The organism is Actinacidiphila sp. bgisy145, assembly GCF_057708125.1.
In genome coordinates, this window is sequence record NZ_JBYIRL010000024.1 from 85,647 (window position 1) to 105,353 (window position 19,707).

Genomic DNA, 19,707 nt, shown 5'->3' on the forward strand with positions numbered 1-19,707 from the left:
CCGCAGGCGGGCGCACCCGGCAAGCGCGGACCGTCAGAGCATCAGGGCATCCGGGCGTCAGAGCGTCTGGCCGATGGGGCGGATCGTGACCGTGTTGAGGTCGACGCCCGCCGGCTGGTCGAGCGCGAAGCCGATCGCCTCGGCCACCGCCTCCGGGCCCATCGCGACAGGCGGCGCCCCGCCCTCCCAGAACGCGGTGTCGATCAGGCCGGGGTTGACGAGCGTGACACCGATGCCGCGGGTCGTGACGTGCAGGCGGAGGTTCTCGGCGAGGCCGACCACGGCCCACTTCGTGGCGGAGTAGAGGTTGCCCGGGCTGTTCTTGACGCCGACCACGCTGCCCAGGAGCACCACCCGGCCGTGGGACCGTTCGAGGTGGGGCAGGGCAGCCTTGGCCAGCAGTGCCGGGCCGAGCACATTGGCGAGCACCATCGGCGCCCACAGCTCCGGGTCGCCGTCGTCGAAGACGCTGTCGCTGTCCGCGCGGAAGTGGTCCGCGGACGCGTAGCCCGCGTTCGCGATCGCCGCGTCGAGTGCCCCGAAGCGGTCCACCGTGGCGGCGACCGCCGCGTTCGTGGCGTCCCAGTCGGCGGCCTCGGCCACCAGGCCCAGGACGCGGTCGGCGTGGCCGACCTCGTCGAGGAAGGACTCGAGCCGGCCGGGGTCGCGCCCGGTGACGGCGACCTGGTGGCCGCGCCCGAGCAGGAGGCGGGCGGTCGCGGCGCCGATCCCGCTGGTGCCGCCGGTGATCAGGACCGTCTTCCCGGTGGCCGGCGAGGCGCCGGAGCCGGTACGCGTGTCGTGGGGTGAGGTGTTCATGGCCTCCACTCTGCGGGGCGGCGCGGGACCGCGACAGTTGCTCCGGAAGGTGGGGACGGCATCCCCTGGCACGGAGGGCGCCGCTCGGGGAGGCTGGGAGCATGTCGACCACGAGGTACGCCGAGCTCGGGGACTTCCTGCGTTCGCGGCGCGAGCGCATCCGCCCCGAGGACGTCGGGCTCGTGCCCGGGCCGCGGCGCCGCGTTCCCGGTCTGCGGCGCGGCGAGGTGGCCGTGCTGGCGGGCGCCTCGGTGGAGTACTACACCGAGCTCGAGCGCGGCGCCGGCTCGCAGCCCTCCGACCAGATGCTCGCGGCCCTCGCCCGCGCCCTGCGCCTGAGCCACGACGAACGCGACCACCTGTACCGGCTGGCGAACCGCCCGCTCCCGGACCAGGGCGGCACGGCGTCGCACGTCCACCCCGCGCTGCTCGACCTGCTGACGCGCATCGACCGGACCCCGGCGATGGTCTGCACCGACCTGCACGCCGTGCTGGTGCAGAACCCGCTGTGCGTGGCGATGCTCGGCGACCTGTCCACCCGCCCCGGCCGTGCGGGCAGCTTCATCCACCGGTGGTTCGCCGAGCCGGCCGCGCGGCAGGTCTACCCGCCCGAGGACCTCGCCGCGCAGTCGCGCTCGTTCGTCGCGGACCTGCGCGCGGCGGTCGGACGGCGCAGCCCCGGGGACGCCGAGGCGGCCAGGCTGCTGGCCGAACTGCGGCAGCTGTCACCGGAGTTCGAGGCGATGTGGGCCGAGCAGGACGTGGAGGTGCGCAGGGACGAGCGGAAACGGATCGTCCACCCCACCGTCGGCATGCTCGACCTCCACTGCCTCAGCCTCTTCAGCGAGGACGGCCGGCAGCGGCTGCTCTGGTTCGCCCCGCGCGCCGGGACCGACACCGCGGAGAAGCTCGCGCTGCTGACGGTCGTGGGCACCCAGGCGATGTACACGGAACCGGGCCGGTGAACCGGCGAACTGGTGAATGGTGAACCGGCTGATCCGGTGAACCGGCTGATCCGACAAGCCGGCGAACCGGCGGTGTCCTCGGCCGCGCCGACCGTCAGCCGGCGGCCTGCCGGGACGCGCCGGCGGGGGCGCGGTGCCGGTCCACGATTCCCTCGACGATCCGCATCAGGCGGTCCCCCACCTGGTCGACGCTGCCGTTCTGGGTGCTGACCTGCGCGCCTTCGAGGACGAAGGTGATCTCGGCCGCGGCCTGCTCGGGGTCGGGCAGCCCCGCCTCGGCGCACATGCCGACCAGCCTGCGCATCTGGTCGGCCTTGTGCTTCTCGATCACCTGGCGTGCGGGATGGGAGCGGTCGGGCAGTTCGGCGAGGGAGTTGATGAACGGGCAGCCCCGGTGCGAGATGCCGGGCAACCCCTCGGCGATGAAGCGGGCCAGCCCAAGGATCTGCTCCCCGGGCCGGCCGGGGTGTTCCGTCTCGACCCGGTCGAAGGCCGCCTGGTAGTCCGCGGCGACGATCCGCATCCACTCCGCGACCAGCGCGTCCTTGGTCTCGAAGTGCCGGTAGATCGCCATCTTGGTGGTCTCGGCCTTCTCGGCGATCGCCTGGACGCCCACCCGCCGGATTCCCTCGCGCTGGAACAGCTCCTCCGCCGCGTCGAGGATGCGCTCGCGAGGAGGCAGTTTCGCCACCCTGCCCGGTCTGCTGGTGGTCGATGCCATGACTGCTCCGTGACGTCCGGTCGGTGCCGCGGGGCCCCTGTCCCGCCGCTCCTACGGTACCAGTCCGTGCCACTTGATACCGTACAGTATCGTCAGCGACTCAGCAGTATCGTTCTTCCTGGTGGGAGTGGCAGTGAAAGTGACCGAGTACGTGGACTTCGACGCGGTCGGGCTGGCGGAGCTGGTGGCCCAAGGCGAGGTGACCCGCGCCGAACTGGAGGCCGCCGCACGCGAGGCCGCACAGGCGGTCAACCCGCGGATCAACGCCATCGTGGAGACCTGGCCGACCGACGACGAGCCCAAGCCCGAGCCCGAGCCCGGCTGCGCACCGCTGGCGGGGGTCCCGTTCCTGATCAAGGACATCGGGGTCACCATGGCCGGGCGGCGCACGGAGCTCGGCAGCCGCCTCGCGGCCGGCAACGTCGCCCGCGCCGACTCCGCCGTGATGCGGCGCCTGCGGCGCGCCGGCCTCGTGACGTTCGGGCGTACCGCGACGCCGGAGCTGGCCTACAGCATCACGACGGAGTCCGTGCTGTACGGCGCGACCCGCAACCCGTGGAGCCTGGGGCGGAGCGCGGGCGGGTCCAGCGGGGGCGCGGCGGCGGCCGTCGCCGCCGGGGTGGTCCCGATCGCGCACGGCACCGACGCCGCCGGCTCGCTGCGGGTGCCCGCCGCCCACAACGGCCTGTTCGGGTTGAAGCCCAGCCGTGGCCGCGTCTCCATGGGCCCCGACTTCGACGAGCTGTTCAGCGGACTGGCCGTGCACGGCAGCGTCAGCCGCACCGTACGCGACAGCGCGGCTCTGCTCGACGCGATCCGCGGCCCGGAACCGGGCGATCCCTATTTCGCCCCGCAGCCGTCCCGGCCGTACGCCGAGGAAGTCACCCGCCCTCCGGGCTCGTTGCGGATCGGCGTCCTCGCCCAGGCGTGGGGCGGGCGCCGCACCACCGCACCGGTGGCCGACGCCCTCTCCCGCACGGTACGGCTGCTGGAATCGCTCGGCCACCAGGTCGAGGAGGTCGAGGTCGGCCTCGGGGCCGCCTGGGAGGAGTACGTCCTGGCCAACGCCCGTCTGCACACGGCGAACCTCGCGGCCACGGTCGACGGTCTGGCCGCCGCCTTCGGCCGGCCCGTCGACTCCTCCACCCTCGAACCGGTGACCCTTGCCGGCTACCGCTACGGGCAGCAGGTCAGCGGCGCACAGTTCGTCACCGCGCTCACGATGCGGAACCAGGTCGCCCGGAGTCTGGCACGGTACTTCGACGCCCACGACATCCTGCTCACCCCGACCCTGCCGGAGCTTCCCGCACCGCTCGGCGCCCTCGCCCAGAGCGCGGAGACGCTGGACGGCCTCGGCTGGATCGACCGCATCTTCGACCGCTCGCCGTTCACCACGCCGTTCAACGCGGCGGGCACGCCCGCCATGTCCGTGCCGGTGACGGCGGACCCCGGCACGGGGCTGCCGATCGGCATGCAGTTCGCCGCCGGCTACGGCCAAGAGGGCCGCCTCTTCCGCCTCGCCGGCCAACTCGAACAGGCCGGCCCCTGGACGGGCCGGACTCCCCCGGTGTGGGCCGGGAATCCCCCGGCGCACTGAGGAGCGCTCCTACCTACCCCGGCGGCGGGAGGCCAGGAAGCTACGGCGGGCGTCGATCACCGGCGTGATGTCCACGAGCCGTTCGAAGGCCAGGTCCCCCATCGGGCCACGCCCGAAGGCCAGCAGGTGAACCCGTCCGGGGTCCGCCCGCAGCAGCCAGGCGCCGCCCGCCGACCGCAGGAGTCTCGCCTCGGCCGGGCGGCCGTCGATGCCGACCGTGATCTCCTCCCCCGGTGTGTCGGGGAACTCGGCGGCAGCGTCGGGCTCGAAGTCCTGCCCGGGCAGGTCCCGCCACGTCGTGATGTGCAGATGCGGCTGCCCGGTGTCCCAGGAGCCGTAGGCGAGGGTGAGCGATTGCAGCGAGCCGTCGACCGTATGGCCCTCGGCCAGCGTGCAGGGGGCGAGCCACGGGTCCCGTATCCGGTACACCGGCTCCGCACACGCCGCGAACGCCCGTTGCAGTTTCCGGTACCCGGCCTCCTGGAGGGCACGCCCCCGCTCGGGTGAATCCCCGGTCCGTTCCATGCCCCCACCCTTCCAGCCGCCCCAGCCCCGCAACAGCCCCCGTGCGGACCCGCGTTCGCCCGCGGGGCGCGTCACGACCGGCACCGATAGCCTCGGCTTCACGTGAACCGAGGGGGGAAAATGGGCTGGTACGGAGTTCGATCCGTCTACTTCCACGCAGATCTCGGCGCGTTCGAGGAGCGCGTCACCATCTGGCGGGCGTCCACTTCGGAGGAGGCCATAGCGCTCGCCGAGGCCGACTCCTCGGAGTATTGCGATGGCCTGGACGGTGTCAGCTACGCGGGATTCTCCGAATCCTTCGCAATGTACGACGTGCCGGAGAACGGCGCCGAAGTGTTCTCCCTCATGCGGCAGAGCGCTCTGCCGGCAGAGGCGTACCTCACCCGCTTCTACGACACCGGCGATGAACGCCGGACAGGCGGCTCGCCCGAAGGCGGCAGAGCGGACAAGGGAGTTGGCCGGCGGGGGGCGGCGGAGCGGGTGCGCTCGGTGGTGGGGCGGCTTCGGGGCGAGCGGGAGGTGTGGGTAGCGACGGCGCACCCTGAACACGGCCCGCACCAGGTGCCGTTGTGGTTCGTGTGGCACGAGGACGCGGTGTGGATGTGTACGAGCGCCGCTTCCGCGACCGTACGCAACCTGCGGACCGAGCCCCGGGTCCGCCTCTCCCTCCCGGACACCGCCGACGTGGTGCTGGTCTCGGGTACGGCCGCGTGCTTCCCGGCCGAGGAGGTGCCCCCGGGCGCGGCCGAGGCGTTCGCCGGGAAGTTCGGGTGGGACCCGCGCGCGGAGGAGGGCGCGTTCGTGTACCTGCGGGTGACGCCGGTGACCGTACGGGCCTGGCGCGGCGAGCCGGAACTGCGCGGGCGCACCGTCATGCGCGACGGCGCCTGGCTGGTGTGAGGCCCGCCGCACCGGCGGCGGCGAACAGCGGCCGGTGCGGCGGGTGAACTCACTGACGGATCACGTGAGTTTGAGGGTGGGCCGGTAGAGGTCGAGCCACAGCGCCAGGTCGAGGGTGCGTTCGAGGCCGCGGCGGGACGCCTGGGTGATCTGGGGGCTGTCGACGCGGACCGCCTCTTCGAGGACGCTGCGGCTGACGAGTTCGAAGACGGGGTGGCCGGGCTGCGCGAGGATCTCCTTGACGTGCTTCTGGAGGGCGACGGCGTAGGCCGGGTCCTGCGTGGAGGGGTAGGGGCTCTTGACGCGGTCGTAGACCGAGCGCGGCAGCACGTCGGCGGTCGCCTCGCGCAGCAGGCTCTTCTCCCGGCCGTCGAAGGACTTGAGTGCCCAGGGCGCGTTGTAGACGTACTCGACCAGGCGGTGGTCGCAGAAGGGCACGCGCACCTCGAGGCCGACCGCCATGCTGGCGCGGTCCTTGCGGTCGAGCAGAATCCGCACGAAGCGGGTCAGGTGGAGATAGGAGATCGTGCGCATCCGGAACTCGAAGTCGCTCTCGCCGGCGAGCCGTTGCACCTCGCCGGAGGCGGTCGCGTAGGAGTCGGCGACGTAGGACGCGAGGTCGAGGCTGTGCTTGAGGTCGTCGCGGAGGATCGCTTCGTCGTCGCCGAAGTGTCGGCCGAAGTTCTCCAGCCAGGGGAAGGTGAGGCCCTTGCGGGCCTCGGGGTCGAAGAACTGGAGGTAGCCGCCGAACACCTCGTCGGCCGACTCCCCCGACAGCGCCACGGTGGAGTGCCCGCGGATCGCCTTGAAGAGCAGGTAGAGCGAGGCGTCCAGGTCGCCGAAGCCCGCCGGCAGGTCCCTGGCCGCGATCACCTTCGAGCGCACCTCGGGGTCGGCGAGCTGGTCGGAGTCGAGCACGATGTCCTGGTGCTCGGTGCCGGAGGTGCGGGCGACGTCGTGGACGAACGGCGTGTCGGGGGTGCCGCGCAGCTCGTCGGCGACGAAGTTCTCGGCCTGCCCGACGAAGTCGACCGCGAAGCTCCGTACGGTCTCGCCGGTGCGGCCGAGCTGCTGCGCGGCCAGCGCGGTCATCGCGGAGGAGTCCAGGCCGCCGGACAGCAGCGTGCAGCGCGGCACGTCGGCCACGAGCTGGCGCCGCACGATGTCGTCGAGCAGGGTGCGGACGTGGCGGATCGTGGCCTGCTGGTCGTCGGTGTGCGGGCGGGTCTCCAGCCGCCAGTACGCGTTTGTGCGGATGCCGGAGCGGTCGACGGTCACCACGGTGCCGGGTTCGACCTCGTGCATGCCGTCCCAGAAGCCGTGCCCGGGGGTCTTGACCATGACGAGCAGTTCGCGCAGCCCGTCGAGGGTGACGGTCCGCTCGGCGAGCGGGTTGGCCAGGATCGCCTTGGGCTCGGAGCCGAACAGCACGCCGTCGGCGGTCGGGTAGTAGTAGAAGGGCTTGATGCCCATCCGGTCGCGGATCATGACGAGCTTCTGCTCGCGGTCGTCCCAGATGGCGAACGCGTACATGCCGTTGAGCCGCTCGGCGACGGCCGCGCCCCACTCCAGGTAGCCGTGCAGCACCACCTCGGTGTCGGAGTCGGTGGTGAACCGGTGGCCGCGGCCGGCCAGTTCGGCGCGCAGCTCGGTGAAGTTGTACGCCTCGCCGGAGTAGACCATGGCCACGGTGCCGCCGGGGGTCTCGACGCTCATCGGCTGGCGGCCGCCGGGCAGGTCGATGATGGCGAGCCTGCGGTGGCCCAGCGCCGCCGGGCCGCTGATCCAGGTGCCCCGGTCGTCCGGGCCCCGGCAGGACATCGTCTCGGTCATCGCGTCGACCGTCCGCCGTTCCCCGGCCAGGTCCCGCTGGTAGGCAATCCATCCGGTGATGCCGCACATGCGCTTCTCCGTCCACTCGGCACACGCAACGCGCCCGCAACACAGATTCATGTGTATTGAGCACCTAAACGGATGGTCGATCCGCCGCGGGCCGCCCGTCAACGGCCACCGGACGATAGGTGTATGCAGTAAGCAACTTTCGGTCATCATGCGACTGGCCTGCATGAACGAGCCCTAGGCGGCGCAGTGTTCACACTCCGCCGAGGCTATGGGCACGACTTTGCCGAGCGTTGGGGCAAGCGCCGCGGAACAGCGGAGGGACAGATTCCGCCGCGGGCTTCGTATCCGGACGTATACGACCCGCTCCTCCGCCGGCGGCCGGCGCGGTACTCGCGGGCAGCCCCGGCCGGGCCCCGGGTGAACGGCCGAATACCTCCCGCCCCGCTTCCGGCCACCTGGCCGGTTCCCCCGCACCGCGGACCGGTCGGGCCCCGCGGCCACGCCTCCGCCGCGCCCCGCCGGAAGCCCTATGCCCCCGGCCCGAAGTGCCGCCGCACCGCGTCCTCCACCCGCTCCGCCCCGCCGGAGGCGACCGCGTCGAGCAGCGCACCGTGCTCCGCGGCGTCGGCGGTCAGCCGCTCCCGTACGGCGAGCGCGCTCCCCTCGCGCCAGACCGCGGCCGCGGGCCACTGCGTACGGCAGTGCAGCTCGTCCGCCACCGCGACCAGGTGCCGGTTGCCGGCCAGCCCCAGCACCGCGCGGTGGAAGGCGCGGTCCGCCTCCGCGTACGCCCCGACGTCGCCGCACGCCGCCCGCGCCGCCGCCTCGTCCGCCAGCGGCCGCAGCTGCTCCCAGCGGGCGGGCGGCACCGTACGGGCCAGCCCGAGCACCACGGGGACGTCGAGCAGCGCCCGCACCTGCGCCAGTTCGGCGAGGTCGCGCGCGGTGTACTCCGCGACGCGGAACCCGCGGTTGGGCAGCACCTCGACGGCGCCCTCGCGGGACAGCGCCTGCATCGCCTCGCGGACGGGGGTGGCGGAGACGCCGTACCGCTCGGCGAGCGCCGGCGCGGAGTGCACGGAGCCCGGTGCGAGGTGCCCGGAGACGATCGCGGCGCGCAGCCCGTCGAGCACCTGGTCCCGTACGGACAGCCGCTCGGGACCGCGGGCGGGCGGCACCATCGGCGCGGCGTGCTCCACCGTGTCCCGCTCCTTCCTCCCCCGCGGGCCCCCACGGCGGCACCGCCCCGGAAAAACACCTGAACCCGGCCGGAGACGCCCGACCACTGCCCCGCGAAAACCATCTGACCTGCACCGTTACGGTCCAGCTGCCGTGTGCGCCGGCGCACTCACCCGTCCGGCGTACGGCCGCTAGCGTAAACCCTTCCGGGGGTGGTTAAGGTAAGCCTTACCATGCTTGCGACGAGCGCTTCCTACGCCCGGCTGTCCGCGGTCTTCCCGCAACTGCGGATCACCGCCGCCCCGCCGCCCACCGGCGCGGGCTGGATCGGCGCGCGCGACCTCGCCGACGGCGGCGCCGCACTCGACGCGTTCGTGACGAGGACCACAGCGGAGTCGACCCACCACCGGCCGCGCCCGCCGCGCCCCGACGTCGCGGCGACCCTCGCGCTGCACCGCTACCTGTGGCCGGCCTGCCTGCTCTTCACGGTGCCGTGGTTCCTGCACGGCCGGGTGCCGCGCCTGCCGGTCGACGACGTGGCCTTCCACGCCGCCTCGGGCCGGATCACCGTACGGACCCGGTCGTTCAGCTGCCTGCCGGACGACCCGGTCGCGGCGCTGCCCGGCGCGCGCCCCGCGCCGCACGCCGCCGCGCTGCGCGACGAGCTGCGGGCGGCGGTCGCCGAACACGTCGAGCCGGTGCTCGCGGGCTTCGGGCCGCTGCTGCGGCGCGGCCGACACGCCCTGTGGGGCATGGTCACCGACGAGATCACCGAAGGGCTGTGGTACGTCGGGCGGCTGTTCGACCAGGAGGAGCGCGCGGTGGCCGAACTGGCCGCGCTGCTGCCGGGCGACACCCACCCGTTCGCCGGCGGCGCGGGCTTCCGCCCGGCCACGGAAACTGACGTCCCGTCAGTCGTCGGCGGGTGTTCGACCGCCTCGCGCACCCGCCTCACCTGCTGCCTTTACTACACCATCAGCCCCGCGGACACCTGCACCACCTGTCCGCGGCGGCAGACCGGCGCCCGTCTCGACCGCCGCGCGTCCGCGGTCTGACCTTCCGCGCTACGATCACGCTCAACTAAGCCGTTCTGGCACGTGAGTTCGAGTACCCGGGGACCCGTACGCGTGCTCTTGTGCCGTAAGGTCTGCACCCATCCGGACTCTGCACGATGATGTCGGTCGTAAGCAGCCCCAACGGCCCGAGCGCGACGGAAGCGACACGAGGAATCGCATATGAGAATCACGGACATATCGCTGGACTGGATGATCTCGGCCGGTATCGGCCTGGTCGTCCTCGCGGCTTGCGTCTTCGTCTTCCGCAACCGCCGCACGTCCGGTGACAGCGCCGCCCAGGGCGACTCCTGGGAGCGCAGCGAGGAGCGCCGCCGCCGCAAGGAAGCGGTGTACGGCAGCGCCTCGTACGTGTTGCTGTTCTGCTGCGCCGCGGTGGCCGCCGCGCTGTCCTTCCACGGCCTGGTCGGCTTCGGGCGGCAGAACCTCGGTCTGACCAACGGCTGGGAGTACCTGGTGCCGTTCGGGCTCGACGGCGCGGCGATGTTCTGCTCGGTGCTGGCGGTCCGCGAGGCCAGCCACGGCGACGCGGCGCTCGGCTCGCGCCTGCTGGTGTGGATGTTCGCCGGCGCCGCGGCCTGGTTCAACTGGGTGCACGCCCCGCGCGGGGTGGAGCACGCCGGCGCACCGCAGTTCTTCGCCGGGATGTCGCTGTCGGCCGCGGTGCTCTTCGACCGCGCGCTGAAGCAGACCCGCCGGGCGGCGCTGCGCGAACAGGGCCTGGTGCCGCGGCCGTTGCCGCAGATCCGGATGGTGCGGTGGCTGCGCGCCCCGCGCGAGACCTACGGTGCCTGGTCGCTGATGCTGCTGGAGGGCGTGCGCTCGCTGGACGAGGCGGTCGAGGAGGTCCGCGAGGACAAGCGGCAGCGCGAGCAGACGGAGATACGGCGCCGCGAGCACGACCGGATGGAGCGCGCGAAGATCAAGGCGCTCACCCGACAGGGGCGGCCGTGGCCGCGCGGTGGCCGGGGCGGCCGCCAGGTCGAGTTGCCCGCGGCAGGCGCGGCGGGTACCGGCCAGGCCGCTTCGGAGCCTGCCATAGGCCCCTCGATGGAGCTGCCGTCCGGCGAACTGCCGGTGCGGGCGCGCCCGGCACTCCAGCCGGTGCGCGAGAGCACGGCGGCTCCCGCCAACTCGGCAGCGGAGCAGCCCGCTTCGTCCTCCGCCGAGCCGTCGGCGACGGGGTCGGGTCCGGCGCCGATCGACCTGATCGCCGAGGACGACACGCTGACTCTGCCGCGGTTGGACTCGCTGGAGCGCAAACTCCAGGACCTGGAGCGGCAGTTCGGCTGATCCCGGCAACGGTCCGGGCCGGTCGAGCTGTACGGGTCGGCTGGTCCGGGTGCAGGGCGCGACATGCGGCGGCGTGGCTGCCGGGCGGACAGCGGTCCGCCCGCGGCCACGCCGTTCGTGTACGCGCCCCCGGTGTGCGGCGCGCCGTGCGATCCGTGCGATCCGTGGCCGCCCTGCGCCGGTGGCGGCAGCAACTACGCCGCCTCTGACCGCAGTTCGAACCAGACCTCCTTCCCGCCCGCCGCGCACGGCCGCACTCCCCAGTCGTCGGCGAGCGCCTCGACCAGCAGCAGGCCGCGCCCCGAAGTGCCCTGGTCGTCGGGCCGTTCGGCGTCCCAGTGCCGCGGGCGCGGCAGGCGGGCCACGGTGTCGCGGACCTCGATCCGCAGCCGCTGCCCGGGAGCGCCGGCCGGGGTCTCCTGCGGCGTGAGCGTCGCGGTCAGCACGGCGCCCCCGCAGGTGTGCTGGAGTGCGTTGGTGAGGAGTTCGCTGGCCAGTAGTTCCGTCGTGTCCACCAGAGCGGCGGCGCCCCACTTCCGCAGGTTGTCCCGAAGGACCCTGCGGGTCTCGGCGACCGCGGGCAGATCAGCCCGCCGTACCGCGCGCCGCAACCGGTACCCCGTGATGTTCGTCCTGCTTCCCCCGTTCGGCCCGGTCTTCGTTCCCCTGTCGATAGGCATTCCCCCCAGGGATGCGTCCACTCATCCGATGCCTCCCGGCGGGCCGTTCGGCCCCGTCCGAGGGACCGAACCACCCGATCAGCGGGCACGAACCCGCCTACGGGCGCGGCACGTTGCGCAGGTTCGCCCGGGCGAGCTGGACCATCTTGCCGACGCCGCCGTCCAGCACGGTCCGGCCCATCGACAGCGCGAACCCGCCGATCTGCTCACCGGTGATCTTCGGCGGGATGGACAGCGCGTGCGGGTCGGTCACCACGTCGACCAACGCCGGACCCTTGTGCCGGAACGCGTCCTTCAGGGCGCCGCGCAGGTCCTTCGGCCGCTCCACCCGCACCCCGAAGGCGCCCGCGGCCTGGGCGATCGCGGCGAAGTCCGGGTTGCGGTTGGCGGTGCCGTACGCGGGCAGGCCCTCGACCATCATCTCCAGCTCCACCATGCCGAGCGAGGAGTTGTCGAAGAGCACCACCTTCACCGGCAGGTCGTGCTGCACCAGGGTGAGGAAGTCGCCCATCAGCATGCTGAACCCGCCGTCGCCCGACATCGAGACGACCTGCCGCCCGCGGTCCAGGAACTGCGCGCCGATCGCCTGCGGCAGCGCGTTGGCCATCGACCCGTGGGAGAACGAACCGATCACCCGCCGCCTGCCGTTGGGCGTCAGATAGCGCGCCGCCCACACGTTGCACATCCCGGTGTCCACGGTGAACACCGCGTCGTCGGCGGCCACTTCGTCCAGCACCGAGGCGACGTACTCCGGGTGGATCGGCACGTGCCGGTCCACCTTGCGGGTGTACGCCTTGACGGCGCCCTCCAGCGCGTCGCTGTGCTTCTTCAACATCCGGTCCAGGAAGGCCCGGTCGGGCTTCTCCCGCACCTTCGGCAGCAGGCAGCGCAGCGTCTCCCCCGCGTCGCCCCACACCGCCAGGTCCAGCTTCGAGCGCCGCCCCAGGTGTTCGGGCCGCACATCGACCTGCACGAGGGTCACGTCGTCGGGCAGGAAGGCGTTGTACGGGAAGTCGGTGCCCAGCAGGATCAGCAGGTCGCACTCGTGCATGGCGTCGTACGCGGCGCCGTAGCCGAGCAGCCCGCTCATGCCGACGTCGAAGGGGTTGTCGTACTGGATCCATTCCTTGCCGCGCAGCGCGTGCCCCACCGGGGACTTGATCTTCTGCGCGAGCGCCATCACCTCGTCGTGGGCGCCCGCGGTGCCGCTGCCGCAGAAGAGGGTGACCCGCCGGGCGCCGTCCACCAGCCGGGCCAGCGCGTCGATCTCGGCATCCCCCGGGCGGATCGCGGGGCGCCGGGTGACCAGCGCGTGCTCCTCGGTGCGCTGCGGCGCCTGGTGGGCCGCGATGTCGCCGGGCAGGCTGATCACCGACACCCCGCCCTGGCCCACCGCGTGCTGGATCGCGGTCTGGAGCACCCGCGGCATCTGGGCGGCGTTGGAGACCAGCTCGCTGTAGTGGCTGCACTCCTGGAAGATCCGGTCGGGGTGCGTCTCCTGGAAGTAGGTGGTGCCGATCTCGCTGCTCGGGATGTGCGAGGCGAGCGCCAGCACCGGCGCCATCGAGCGGTGCGCGTCGTACAGGCCGTTGATCAGGTGCAGGTTGCCCGGGCCGCAGGAGCCCGCGCAGGCCGCCAGCCGCCCGGTGAGCTGGGCCTCCGCGCCCGCCGCGAAGGCCGCGGTCTCCTCGTGCCGCACATGCACCCACTCCACGGCGCGGTTGCGGCGCACCGCGTCCACCACGGGGTTGAGGCTGTCACCGACCACCCCGTACAGCCGCCGCACCCCCGCCCGCGCGAGGATGTCGACGAACTGCTCGGCCACCGTCTGCTTCGCCATGCCCCCATCACCCCACGGATGGGGCGATCACGCATCCCAGACGGTCACCACCGTACGGTCGTCGGCATAGCCCTTGACCCGGGTCTGGGCGTCGGCGAGATAGGCCGCCAGGCCCGGCGGGCGGCCCTGGCCCCAGCGTCCGGCGAGGTGGTCGGCGAGCCCGGGTTCGCCGCGCAGCGGCTCGGCCAGCCCGGCGCTGCACATCACCAGCGCGTCACCCGGCTGGGCGACAGCGGCCCGGAACCGGAACGGCGCCGACGCCTCGTCCGGCGCACGGTCCAGGTCCTGCCAAGCACCCTCGCGGATACGGAACAGGCCGCCCTCACCCACCCCGAAGAACAGCCGGATACGGCACTCGGGGTCGACCGGCAGCAGCAGGCAGCGCACCGACGCGGTGTAGGCGCCCTCGTCCAGGCCCAGGTCCTCGCCGCGGGCGCGCAGCCGGCCGTAGCAACGGTCGGTCAGCCGGTGCAGGCCGGACTTCAGCGAGCCGCGGCGCGCGGCGCGGATGTCGTCGGCCAGCCGGGCCCGGCTGCGGCCGACCGCGCCCGCGATCCACCGCACCGCGTCCTGCGCGGCCCGGTGCGCGTCATCGGCGCCGCGCGCGCCGCTCGCCATCGCCACCAGCAGCAGCGCCCCCTCGCCCGTGCCGAACCGCGCGGTCAGCAGCGCGTCGCGGCGCGGCTCGCCCCGGTAGCGGGCGGAGTCGCCGCGCACCGCGGCGCTCCGCAGCGTCAGCACGCCGTACGCCGCGCCGTCCAGCACGGTGTCGGGCACCAGCGCGTCCAGCCCGTCCGGGTCCGCCTCGGGCCACGCGGTCGGCTCGGCGCCGTACGTCGGCGGGCCGCCACCGACCACGCCCACCTCGGTGGCCGCGTCCACCACCTGCACGGGCGCGGCCGCGGGCACCCACCCCGGCGGCAGCTCCGGCGCCCACCGGACCTCGCCCTCCCCGAACGCGGTGTCGCCTGCGGCGCCGGCAACGGGCGCTTCCGGTGCGGGCGTCGGCGGCGCGACGGGAGCGGGTTCGGGCGCGGGCTCCGGGGCGGGTTCGGGCTTTTCGGGTACGTGCGTTGACGCCTCCTCCGGCTGCGCCCGCCCCTCGGGCAGCTCCGGCTCCTGCGGCTCAGGGCGGTGCGCCGCCGGGTCCGGCACGAGGTCCGCGTACGGCGACGGCGACGCGGGCGCCTCGGCCGGGCGGGCGTCAACCGGGGCAGGAGGCGCGTCAACCGGCGTGCCGGGTACGTGCGTTGACGCCTCCTCCGGCTGCGCCTGCGCCTCCGGCTGCTCCGACTCCTGCTGCTCGGGGCGGTGCGCCGCCGGGTCCGGCACGAGGTCCGCATACGGCGACGGCAAAGCGGGCGCCTCGGCCGGGCGGGCGTCAACGGGCTCGTCCCGCACCGGAGTTGAGGTGCCTGCGGCCGGGTCGTCGACCAGGTCCACGTACGGCGGCGGCGCGGCGGGCGGCTCCGGTTCCGGGGCCGCTTCGGGGGTCGGTTCGGGGGTCGGATCGGGCGCCGGGGGCTGCTGGGACGACCAGTCCTCGGCCGGGGGCGGCGCGGTGGGCGCGGACGGAGTGGGAGGCGGCGGCGCCGCGCGGCGCGGGGTGACCCAGGCGTCCCACGGCGTGGCGGGCGGCGGGGCGTACGCGTCGGAGGCCCGGGGGTCGGGTGCGTGCGGCGGTTCGGGGGCGGGCTCAGCCGCCGGTTCGGGTACGGGCCCGGGTGCGGGCCCCGGCGCGGGCTCGGCCTCGTAGGCGGGCTCGGGTGCGTACGCCGCAGCCGCGCGCGGGTCCGGCGCGAAACCCGGCCGCGGCGGCAACTCCGGTGCGGCCGACGCCCGTTCCTCCACCTCTTCCGGAGCCGACTCGGGGCCGGGTGTCGGCTCCGGCTCGGGCGCCGGCTGCGGCGCCTGCGGGGGCGCCTGCGTGGGCTCCGCGAAAGTCGGCGCGGCCGCCCACGGGTCCCACGGCGGGGCCGGCGGCACCGCGGGCTCCTCCTGGCGCGGCGCCGGCGGCATCGGCGGCGGGACCACCGGACGGTTCGGCCGCGGCCAGGACGACGGCGGGGGCGGCGGCGTCGGGCGCCGCAGCCGCAGCGTCTCGGTCGGGGGCGGCGGAGGTGGCGTCATCGCGTTCAGCGCCGAGTCGAAGTGCGCGTCGAGGGAGTCGTTCCCGGCGCCCGATGCCCCGGCGGCGGCCCCCTCGTCGTACAACTGCCGCCACCAGTCGTCCTCTTGGCTGCCGCGTGCGTCGCCCTGCTGGCTCATGCACCTATTGTCCACCGCCGGGCGGACCGGGAAACGCGAAACGCCGGGTCGGCCCGGCCCCCTCCGTCAGGGCCGTCCCGGCGCACCACCGCTCGCACATGCCCCCCGGGTATGACATCCGCTGCGATGTGGATCACAGTGGCAGAAGGCGCCCGGTGGAGGCGAAAATAGGGGCGGCGGGAAACCGCCGCGGCTCGTTCCCGCCATGCCGTCGTCAACGCCGGTGTCGCGTACCGGTAGCGCGAAGCCGCCCATCCCGAGGGGGCCTTCGTTGCTCGGTGCCATCGGCCTCGACGAGGCACAGGAGTCCGCCTACCGCGCCCTGGTCGCGCTCGGCGCCGCCGAACTCGGCCAGCTGGCCGACCGGTTGTCCGTCACGGAGCAGGAGGCGGCGCGGCTGCTGCGCCGGCTGGAGGGGCACGGCCTGGTCGCCCGGTCCTCCGCCCGGCCCGGCCGCTGGGTGGTCGCACCGCCCGCGGTCGCGCTGTCCGCGCTGCTGGCCAGCCGCCGGCATGCCCTGGAGCAGGCGGAGTCGGCGGCGGCCGTGCTCGCCGCCGAGTTCCGCGCCGAGGCGGCCGAACCGGCCGTGCACGACCTGGTCGAAGTGGTCACCGGCAAGGAGGCGGTGGCACGGCGCTTCCGCCAACTCCAGCTCGGCGCCGAGTCGGAGGTGTGCGCGCTGGTCACCGGCCGGCCCGTCGCGGTCGACGGCGCCGACAACGACGCGGAGGCCGACGCCGCGCGCCGCGGGGTGGCGTACCGCGTCGTCCTGGAGCGGGACGCGGTCACCGGGCAGCACGGGCTCGCCGAGCTGGCCGCGGCCCTGGACCGCGACGAGCAGGTGCGGGTGGCGCCGCGGGTGCCGACCAAGCTCATGCTGGCCGACCGGACGCTGGCAATGGTGCCGCTGGGCCACCGCTCGGAGCCGGCCGCGCTGGTGGTGCACGCCAGCGGCCTGCTGGAGGCGCTCACCGAGCTGTTCGAGGGGGTCTGGCGGCAGGCCATGCCGCTGCGCCTGGAGCCCGGCGGCCAGGTCACCGAGGACGGCGGGGAGCAGCCCGACCGCACCGACCTGCGCATCCTGTCGCTGCTGCTGGCCGGCCTGACCGACGCCTCCACCGCCAAGCAGCTCGAACTCGGGCTGCGCACGGTCCAGCGGCGGGTGAAGCGGCTGATGGAGATCGCCGGGGTGCGCACCCGCCTCCAGCTCGGCTGGCACGCGTACGAGCGCGGCTGGATCGCCCGCGACCCCGCGTAGCCGCGCCCCCGCGGCCGTCGGCCGGGCGTAACGGTTCTCCGGCCGCCGGTCGGCTCCCGCTCCGTACGGGGCCGTGCCCGCTCCGTACGACGCCGCTTCCCCCTCTCCGTACGACGCCGGGGGCGCGCCACCCGCCCGGCCGGTGACGCATCCGCCCGGGGGACGCGATCCGGTAACACCACCGCCTCCGGCGCGTCGCCATGCGGCGGACGCGCCCGGATTCGGGCAGGCTGGCTCTCATGGGGACCGCACAGGTGTGCCTGATCGGCGCGGTGATGCTGCTCGGCGTCGTGGGCGTGTCGGCCCCCGGCGTGCCCGGGACGCTGCTGTGCTGGGCCGCGGTGCTGTGGTGGGCCACCTCGGAGCACACCACGCTGACCTGGGGCGTTCTCGCCGGTGCGACCGGGCTGCTGGCGGTGGCGCAAGTGGTGCTGTGGCTGATGCCGTCCCGCCGTATCCGCGACTCGGGCGTCACCTGGCGCACGGTGATGATCGCGAGCGGGGTGGCCACCGCGGGGTTCTTCCTGGTCCCCGTGCTGGGCGCGCCGCTGGGCTTCACCGGGGCCGTCTACGTCCACGAGCGGGTCCGGATCGGCGGCCACCGCGCCGCGTGGAGCGCGACCCGCCGGGTGATGCGCACGGTCGGCGGGTCGGTGCTGGTCGAGCTGATGGCGTGCCTGATCGTGACGGGTGCGTGGGTGGGCGCGGTGGTCGCGGGGTAGCGCGCCCTCGGCTCCCCCGGGCTCCCGTCGCCGGCTCTCCGAGCCCTGACCCGCGGTCCCCGCCCCCGCGCCCCCTGCCGTACGGCTCAGACCGCGGGGCCCTCGACGCCCCAGCTGATGATCTTGCGCGGGTGGATGCGGATCAGCTCGGGGCTCATGTGCTCGCCGTACCCGTGCGGGCCCTCGACCTGCTCGGCGGTGCCGCGGATCTCGACCCCGCGGGCGGTGCGCGGGTCGCCCGGCCGGGACATGTCGTCCACGACGAGCGACACGTTCGGGTTGACCGCGACATTGCGCCACTTGCGGGTGGTGCCCATCGCGAACCCGCCGATGTCCACGGCGCCGTCCGCCCGCAGGAAGAAGCCCACCGGGTTCGTCTGCGGGCGCCCCTGCGCGTCCACCGTGGCCAGCCGGGCGAGGAACTGCCCCCGCAGGTACTCCAGCTCGGCCTCGTTCAGTTCGGTCCGTGCGGTCCTGGTCGTCATACGGCCATCCTCCCGCCGTACGCGCGCCGGGGCATCCGCCGCGCGACCGTAAGGGGCTCCGTCGAACGGGCTCCGTCGCAGGGCCCCCGCCCGGGGTCTGTCCGGGGTCTGTCCGGGGTCCGCCCGAGGTCCTCCCGGGGTCCGGCGCCCCCGGCCCGGGGCCGACCTGGGTACGGACGAAGAGAGCGCTCTCATACGGCGCCGGCGACCCGATACGCTGTCGGTACCGAACCGGTCCCTAAGTTTTCGTTATCCGTGCGCGAAGGAGCCCTCCGTTGTCCGACCCGAGCTTCGCGCACCGCCCCACCCTGGAGGCCGTGGCCGCACGGGCCGGGGTGTCCAGGGCAACCGCTTCCCGCGTGGTCAACGGCAGCGAGGGGGTGCGCGCGCCGCTGGCCGAGCGGGTGCGCCGAGCCGTCGAGGAGTTGGGCTACGTCCCCAACCAGGCCGCCCGCGCGCTGGTCACCCGGCGCAACGACGCGATCGCGGTGGTCGTGGCCGAGCCGGAGACCCGTTTCTTCGCCGACCCGTTCTTCGCCCAGCAGGTGCGCGGCATCAGCAAGGAACTCACCGCGCACGACAACCAGTTGGTGCTGCTGCTCACCGAGGGCGCCGCCGACCACGAGCGGGTGGGCCGCTATCTGGGCGGCGGCCACGTCGACGGCGCGCTGATCTTCTCGCTGCACGACGACGACACGCTGCCCGCGCTGGCCCGCCGGGCCGGGGTGCCGACCGTGATCGGCGGCCGCCCGGACTGGTCCGACAGCGACACGCTCTACGTCGACTGCGACAACCGCGGCGGCGCGCGCGAGGCGGTGCGCCATCTGCTGGACCTGGGCCGCCGGCGGATCGGCCACATCGCCGGGCCGCTGGACCAGACCTCCTCGGTGGACCGGCTGGACGGCTTTCGCGACGCGCTGCCCGGTGTGGACCCGCGGCTGATCGTGGAGGGCGACTTCACACCGGACGGCGGCGCCCGGGCGATGGCGCGGCTGCTGGACGACTTCCCGGACCTGGACGGGGTGTTCGCGGCGTCCGACGTGATGGCCTCGGGCGCGCTGCGGATGCTGCGGAACCGGGGGGTGCGGGTGCCGGAGGACGTGGCGGTGGTCGGCTTCGACGACATCGTGTCGGTCGCGGACTGGACCGACCCGCCACTGACCACGATCCGGCAGGACATCGAGGAGATGGGCCGGATGATGGCGCGGTTGCTGCTGCGGCGGATCGAGGCGGGGGCGGGGCCGGGGGCGGGGCCGGTGTCGGGGGGTTCCGCCGGCGGGTCGGCGCAGGCGGGCGGCCTGGCGCTGTCGTCGATCGTGACGCGGACGCAGTTGGTGGTGCGGGCGTCGGCCTGATGGGCCTGCCGCCGTACGCCTTTTGTCCTACTGACGGACTGTCGTATTCCCACGAGCGAGCCAACGGGGCCGTTCGGACGGCTTGTTGGGAACGGGGTTGAGACCTCCTCACAACGGGAACATCACGATCGGGTAGCGAACGTGACGATGCGGTGAAGGCCGCGCGGATGTGAGGAGGCCGTGGC

The 19,707-nt window shown here is 74.0% G+C and carries 17 protein-coding genes; 8 read left to right on the forward strand and 9 right to left on the reverse strand.

From position 1 onward, the window contains the following. Positions 1-57: 57 nt before the first annotated feature. Positions 58-819, reverse strand: a complete 762-nt coding sequence (locus AC3ERT_RS22120; RefSeq protein ID WP_435132215.1) for an SDR family oxidoreductase — start codon at positions 817-819, stop codon at positions 58-60. A 101-nt stretch (positions 820-920) separates the two neighbouring features. On the opposite strand from AC3ERT_RS22120, the gene AC3ERT_RS22125 reads away from it, so the two are divergent. Beyond that, positions 921-1,784 carry an MmyB family transcriptional regulator gene (locus tag AC3ERT_RS22125; RefSeq protein WP_435176308.1) on the forward strand — a complete coding sequence of 288 codons (864 nt, stop codon included), beginning with the start codon at positions 921-923 and terminating at the stop codon, positions 1,782-1,784. A 94-nt stretch (positions 1,785-1,878) separates the two neighbouring features. On the opposite strand, the gene AC3ERT_RS22130 is transcribed toward AC3ERT_RS22125, so the two are convergent. After that, a complete protein-coding gene (locus tag AC3ERT_RS22130; protein WP_435176310.1) occupies positions 1,879-2,505 on the reverse strand; it encodes a TetR/AcrR family transcriptional regulator in 627 nt (208 codons plus the stop codon). A gap of 133 nt (positions 2,506-2,638) precedes the next feature. On the opposite strand from AC3ERT_RS22130, the gene AC3ERT_RS22135 reads away from it, so the two are divergent. Beyond that, on the forward strand, positions 2,639-4,102 hold the full coding sequence (locus AC3ERT_RS22135; RefSeq protein ID WP_435176312.1) for an amidase: 1,464 nt from the start codon (positions 2,639-2,641) through the stop codon (positions 4,100-4,102). Between the two features lie 9 nt (positions 4,103-4,111). Here AC3ERT_RS22135 and AC3ERT_RS22140 read toward each other — a convergent pair whose 3' ends face one another. Continuing rightward, positions 4,112-4,627, reverse strand: a complete 516-nt coding sequence (locus tag AC3ERT_RS22140) for a hypothetical protein (protein ID WP_435132224.1) — start codon at positions 4,625-4,627, stop codon at positions 4,112-4,114. A 480-nt stretch (positions 4,628-5,107) separates the two neighbouring features. On the opposite strand from AC3ERT_RS22140, the gene AC3ERT_RS22145 reads away from it, so the two are divergent. Further along, the gene (locus AC3ERT_RS22145; protein ID WP_435176345.1) at positions 5,108-5,527 is read left to right on the forward strand and encodes a pyridoxamine 5'-phosphate oxidase family protein; all 420 of its coding nucleotides are present in this window, start codon (positions 5,108-5,110) and stop codon (positions 5,525-5,527) included. Positions 5,528-5,587: 60 nt separating this feature from the next. On the opposite strand, the gene asnB is transcribed toward AC3ERT_RS22145, so the two are convergent. Both asnB and AC3ERT_RS22155 read right to left on the reverse strand, forming a co-directional pair. Further along, the gene (asnB, locus tag AC3ERT_RS22150) at positions 5,588-7,429 is read right to left on the reverse strand and encodes an asparagine synthase (glutamine-hydrolyzing) (protein ID WP_435132227.1); all 1,842 of its coding nucleotides are present in this window, start codon (positions 7,427-7,429) and stop codon (positions 5,588-5,590) included. A 467-nt stretch (positions 7,430-7,896) separates the two neighbouring features. Then, complete coding sequence (locus tag AC3ERT_RS22155) at positions 7,897-8,568, reverse strand: GntR family transcriptional regulator (protein WP_435132230.1); 672 nt, start codon at positions 8,566-8,568, stop codon at positions 7,897-7,899. 213 nt (positions 8,569-8,781) lie between these two features. Between AC3ERT_RS22155 and AC3ERT_RS22160 the strand changes: the two genes are divergently transcribed. Both AC3ERT_RS22160 and AC3ERT_RS22165 read left to right on the forward strand, forming a co-directional pair. Further along, positions 8,782-9,603 (forward strand): (2Fe-2S)-binding protein, encoded by an 822-nt coding sequence (locus tag AC3ERT_RS22160; RefSeq protein ID WP_435176314.1) that lies wholly within the window; start codon positions 8,782-8,784, stop codon positions 9,601-9,603. 180 nt (positions 9,604-9,783) lie between these two features. Continuing rightward, positions 9,784-10,914, forward strand: a complete 1,131-nt coding sequence (locus AC3ERT_RS22165) for a DUF2637 domain-containing protein (RefSeq protein WP_435132234.1) — start codon at positions 9,784-9,786, stop codon at positions 10,912-10,914. Between the two features lie 194 nt (positions 10,915-11,108). Here the strand turns inward: AC3ERT_RS22165 and AC3ERT_RS22170 are convergent, their stop codons facing one another. From AC3ERT_RS22170 to AC3ERT_RS22180, 3 genes are all read right to left on the reverse strand, one after another. Continuing rightward, positions 11,109-11,594, reverse strand: a complete 486-nt coding sequence (locus AC3ERT_RS22170; protein ID WP_335979747.1) for an ATP-binding protein — start codon at positions 11,592-11,594, stop codon at positions 11,109-11,111. 97 nt (positions 11,595-11,691) lie between these two features. Then, positions 11,692-13,434 carry a pyruvate dehydrogenase gene (locus AC3ERT_RS22175; protein ID WP_435176316.1) on the reverse strand — a complete coding sequence of 581 codons (1,743 nt, stop codon included), beginning with the start codon at positions 13,432-13,434 and terminating at the stop codon, positions 11,692-11,694. A gap of 27 nt (positions 13,435-13,461) precedes the next feature. Then, positions 13,462-15,702 (reverse strand): protein phosphatase 2C domain-containing protein, encoded by a 2,241-nt coding sequence (locus tag AC3ERT_RS22180; protein ID WP_435176318.1) that lies wholly within the window; start codon positions 15,700-15,702, stop codon positions 13,462-13,464. Between the two features lie 271 nt (positions 15,703-15,973). Here AC3ERT_RS22180 and AC3ERT_RS22185 point away from each other — a divergent pair, with 271 nt between their 5' ends. Both AC3ERT_RS22185 and AC3ERT_RS22190 read left to right on the forward strand, forming a co-directional pair. After that, positions 15,974-16,960 carry a helix-turn-helix domain-containing protein gene (locus AC3ERT_RS22185; protein WP_335979754.1) on the forward strand — a complete coding sequence of 329 codons (987 nt, stop codon included), beginning with the start codon at positions 15,974-15,976 and terminating at the stop codon, positions 16,958-16,960. Between the two features lie 239 nt (positions 16,961-17,199). Next, positions 17,200-17,682: a DUF456 domain-containing protein gene (locus AC3ERT_RS22190; protein ID WP_435132241.1), complete on the forward strand. Its 483-nt coding sequence runs from the start codon at positions 17,200-17,202 to the stop codon at positions 17,680-17,682. A gap of 86 nt (positions 17,683-17,768) precedes the next feature. Here the strand turns inward: AC3ERT_RS22190 and AC3ERT_RS22195 are convergent, their stop codons facing one another. Further along, a complete protein-coding gene (locus AC3ERT_RS22195) occupies positions 17,769-18,167 on the reverse strand; it encodes a PPOX class F420-dependent oxidoreductase (RefSeq protein WP_335979757.1) in 399 nt (132 codons plus the stop codon). A gap of 275 nt (positions 18,168-18,442) precedes the next feature. On the opposite strand from AC3ERT_RS22195, the gene AC3ERT_RS22200 reads away from it, so the two are divergent. Continuing rightward, on the forward strand, positions 18,443-19,522 hold the full coding sequence (locus AC3ERT_RS22200) for a LacI family DNA-binding transcriptional regulator (protein WP_335979758.1): 1,080 nt from the start codon (positions 18,443-18,445) through the stop codon (positions 19,520-19,522). The last annotated feature ends 185 nt before the right edge of the window (positions 19,523-19,707 follow it).

Bases quoted from the DNA above. Each gene is read 5' to 3' on its own strand.
- AC3ERT_RS22120 (WP_435132215.1), bottom strand. From the start codon at position 819: ATGAACACCTCACCCCACGACACGCGTACCGGCTCCGGCGCCTCGCCG.
- AC3ERT_RS22125 (WP_435176308.1), top strand. From the start codon at position 921: ATGTCGACCACGAGGTACGCCGAGCTCGGGGACTTCCTGCGTTCGCGG.
- AC3ERT_RS22130 (WP_435176310.1), bottom strand. From the start codon at position 2,505: ATGGCATCGACCACCAGCAGACCGGGCAGGGTGGCGAAACTGCCTCCT.
- AC3ERT_RS22140 (WP_435132224.1), bottom strand. From the start codon at position 4,627: ATGGAACGGACCGGGGATTCACCCGAGCGGGGGCGTGCCCTCCAGGAG.
- asnB (WP_435132227.1), bottom strand. From the start codon at position 7,429: ATGTGCGGCATCACCGGATGGATTGCCTACCAGCGGGACCTGGCCGGG.
- AC3ERT_RS22160 (WP_435176314.1), top strand. From the start codon at position 8,782: ATGCTTGCGACGAGCGCTTCCTACGCCCGGCTGTCCGCGGTCTTCCCG.
- AC3ERT_RS22165 (WP_435132234.1), top strand. From the start codon at position 9,784: ATGAGAATCACGGACATATCGCTGGACTGGATGATCTCGGCCGGTATC.
- AC3ERT_RS22170 (WP_335979747.1), bottom strand. From the start codon at position 11,594: ATGCCTATCGACAGGGGAACGAAGACCGGGCCGAACGGGGGAAGCAGG.
- AC3ERT_RS22175 (WP_435176316.1), bottom strand. From the start codon at position 13,434: ATGGCGAAGCAGACGGTGGCCGAGCAGTTCGTCGACATCCTCGCGCGG.
- AC3ERT_RS22180 (WP_435176318.1), bottom strand. From the start codon at position 15,702: ATGAGCCAGCAGGGCGACGCACGCGGCAGCCAAGAGGACGACTGGTGG.
- AC3ERT_RS22190 (WP_435132241.1), top strand. From the start codon at position 17,200: ATGGGGACCGCACAGGTGTGCCTGATCGGCGCGGTGATGCTGCTCGGC.
- AC3ERT_RS22195 (WP_335979757.1), bottom strand. From the start codon at position 18,167: ATGACGACCAGGACCGCACGGACCGAACTGAACGAGGCCGAGCTGGAG.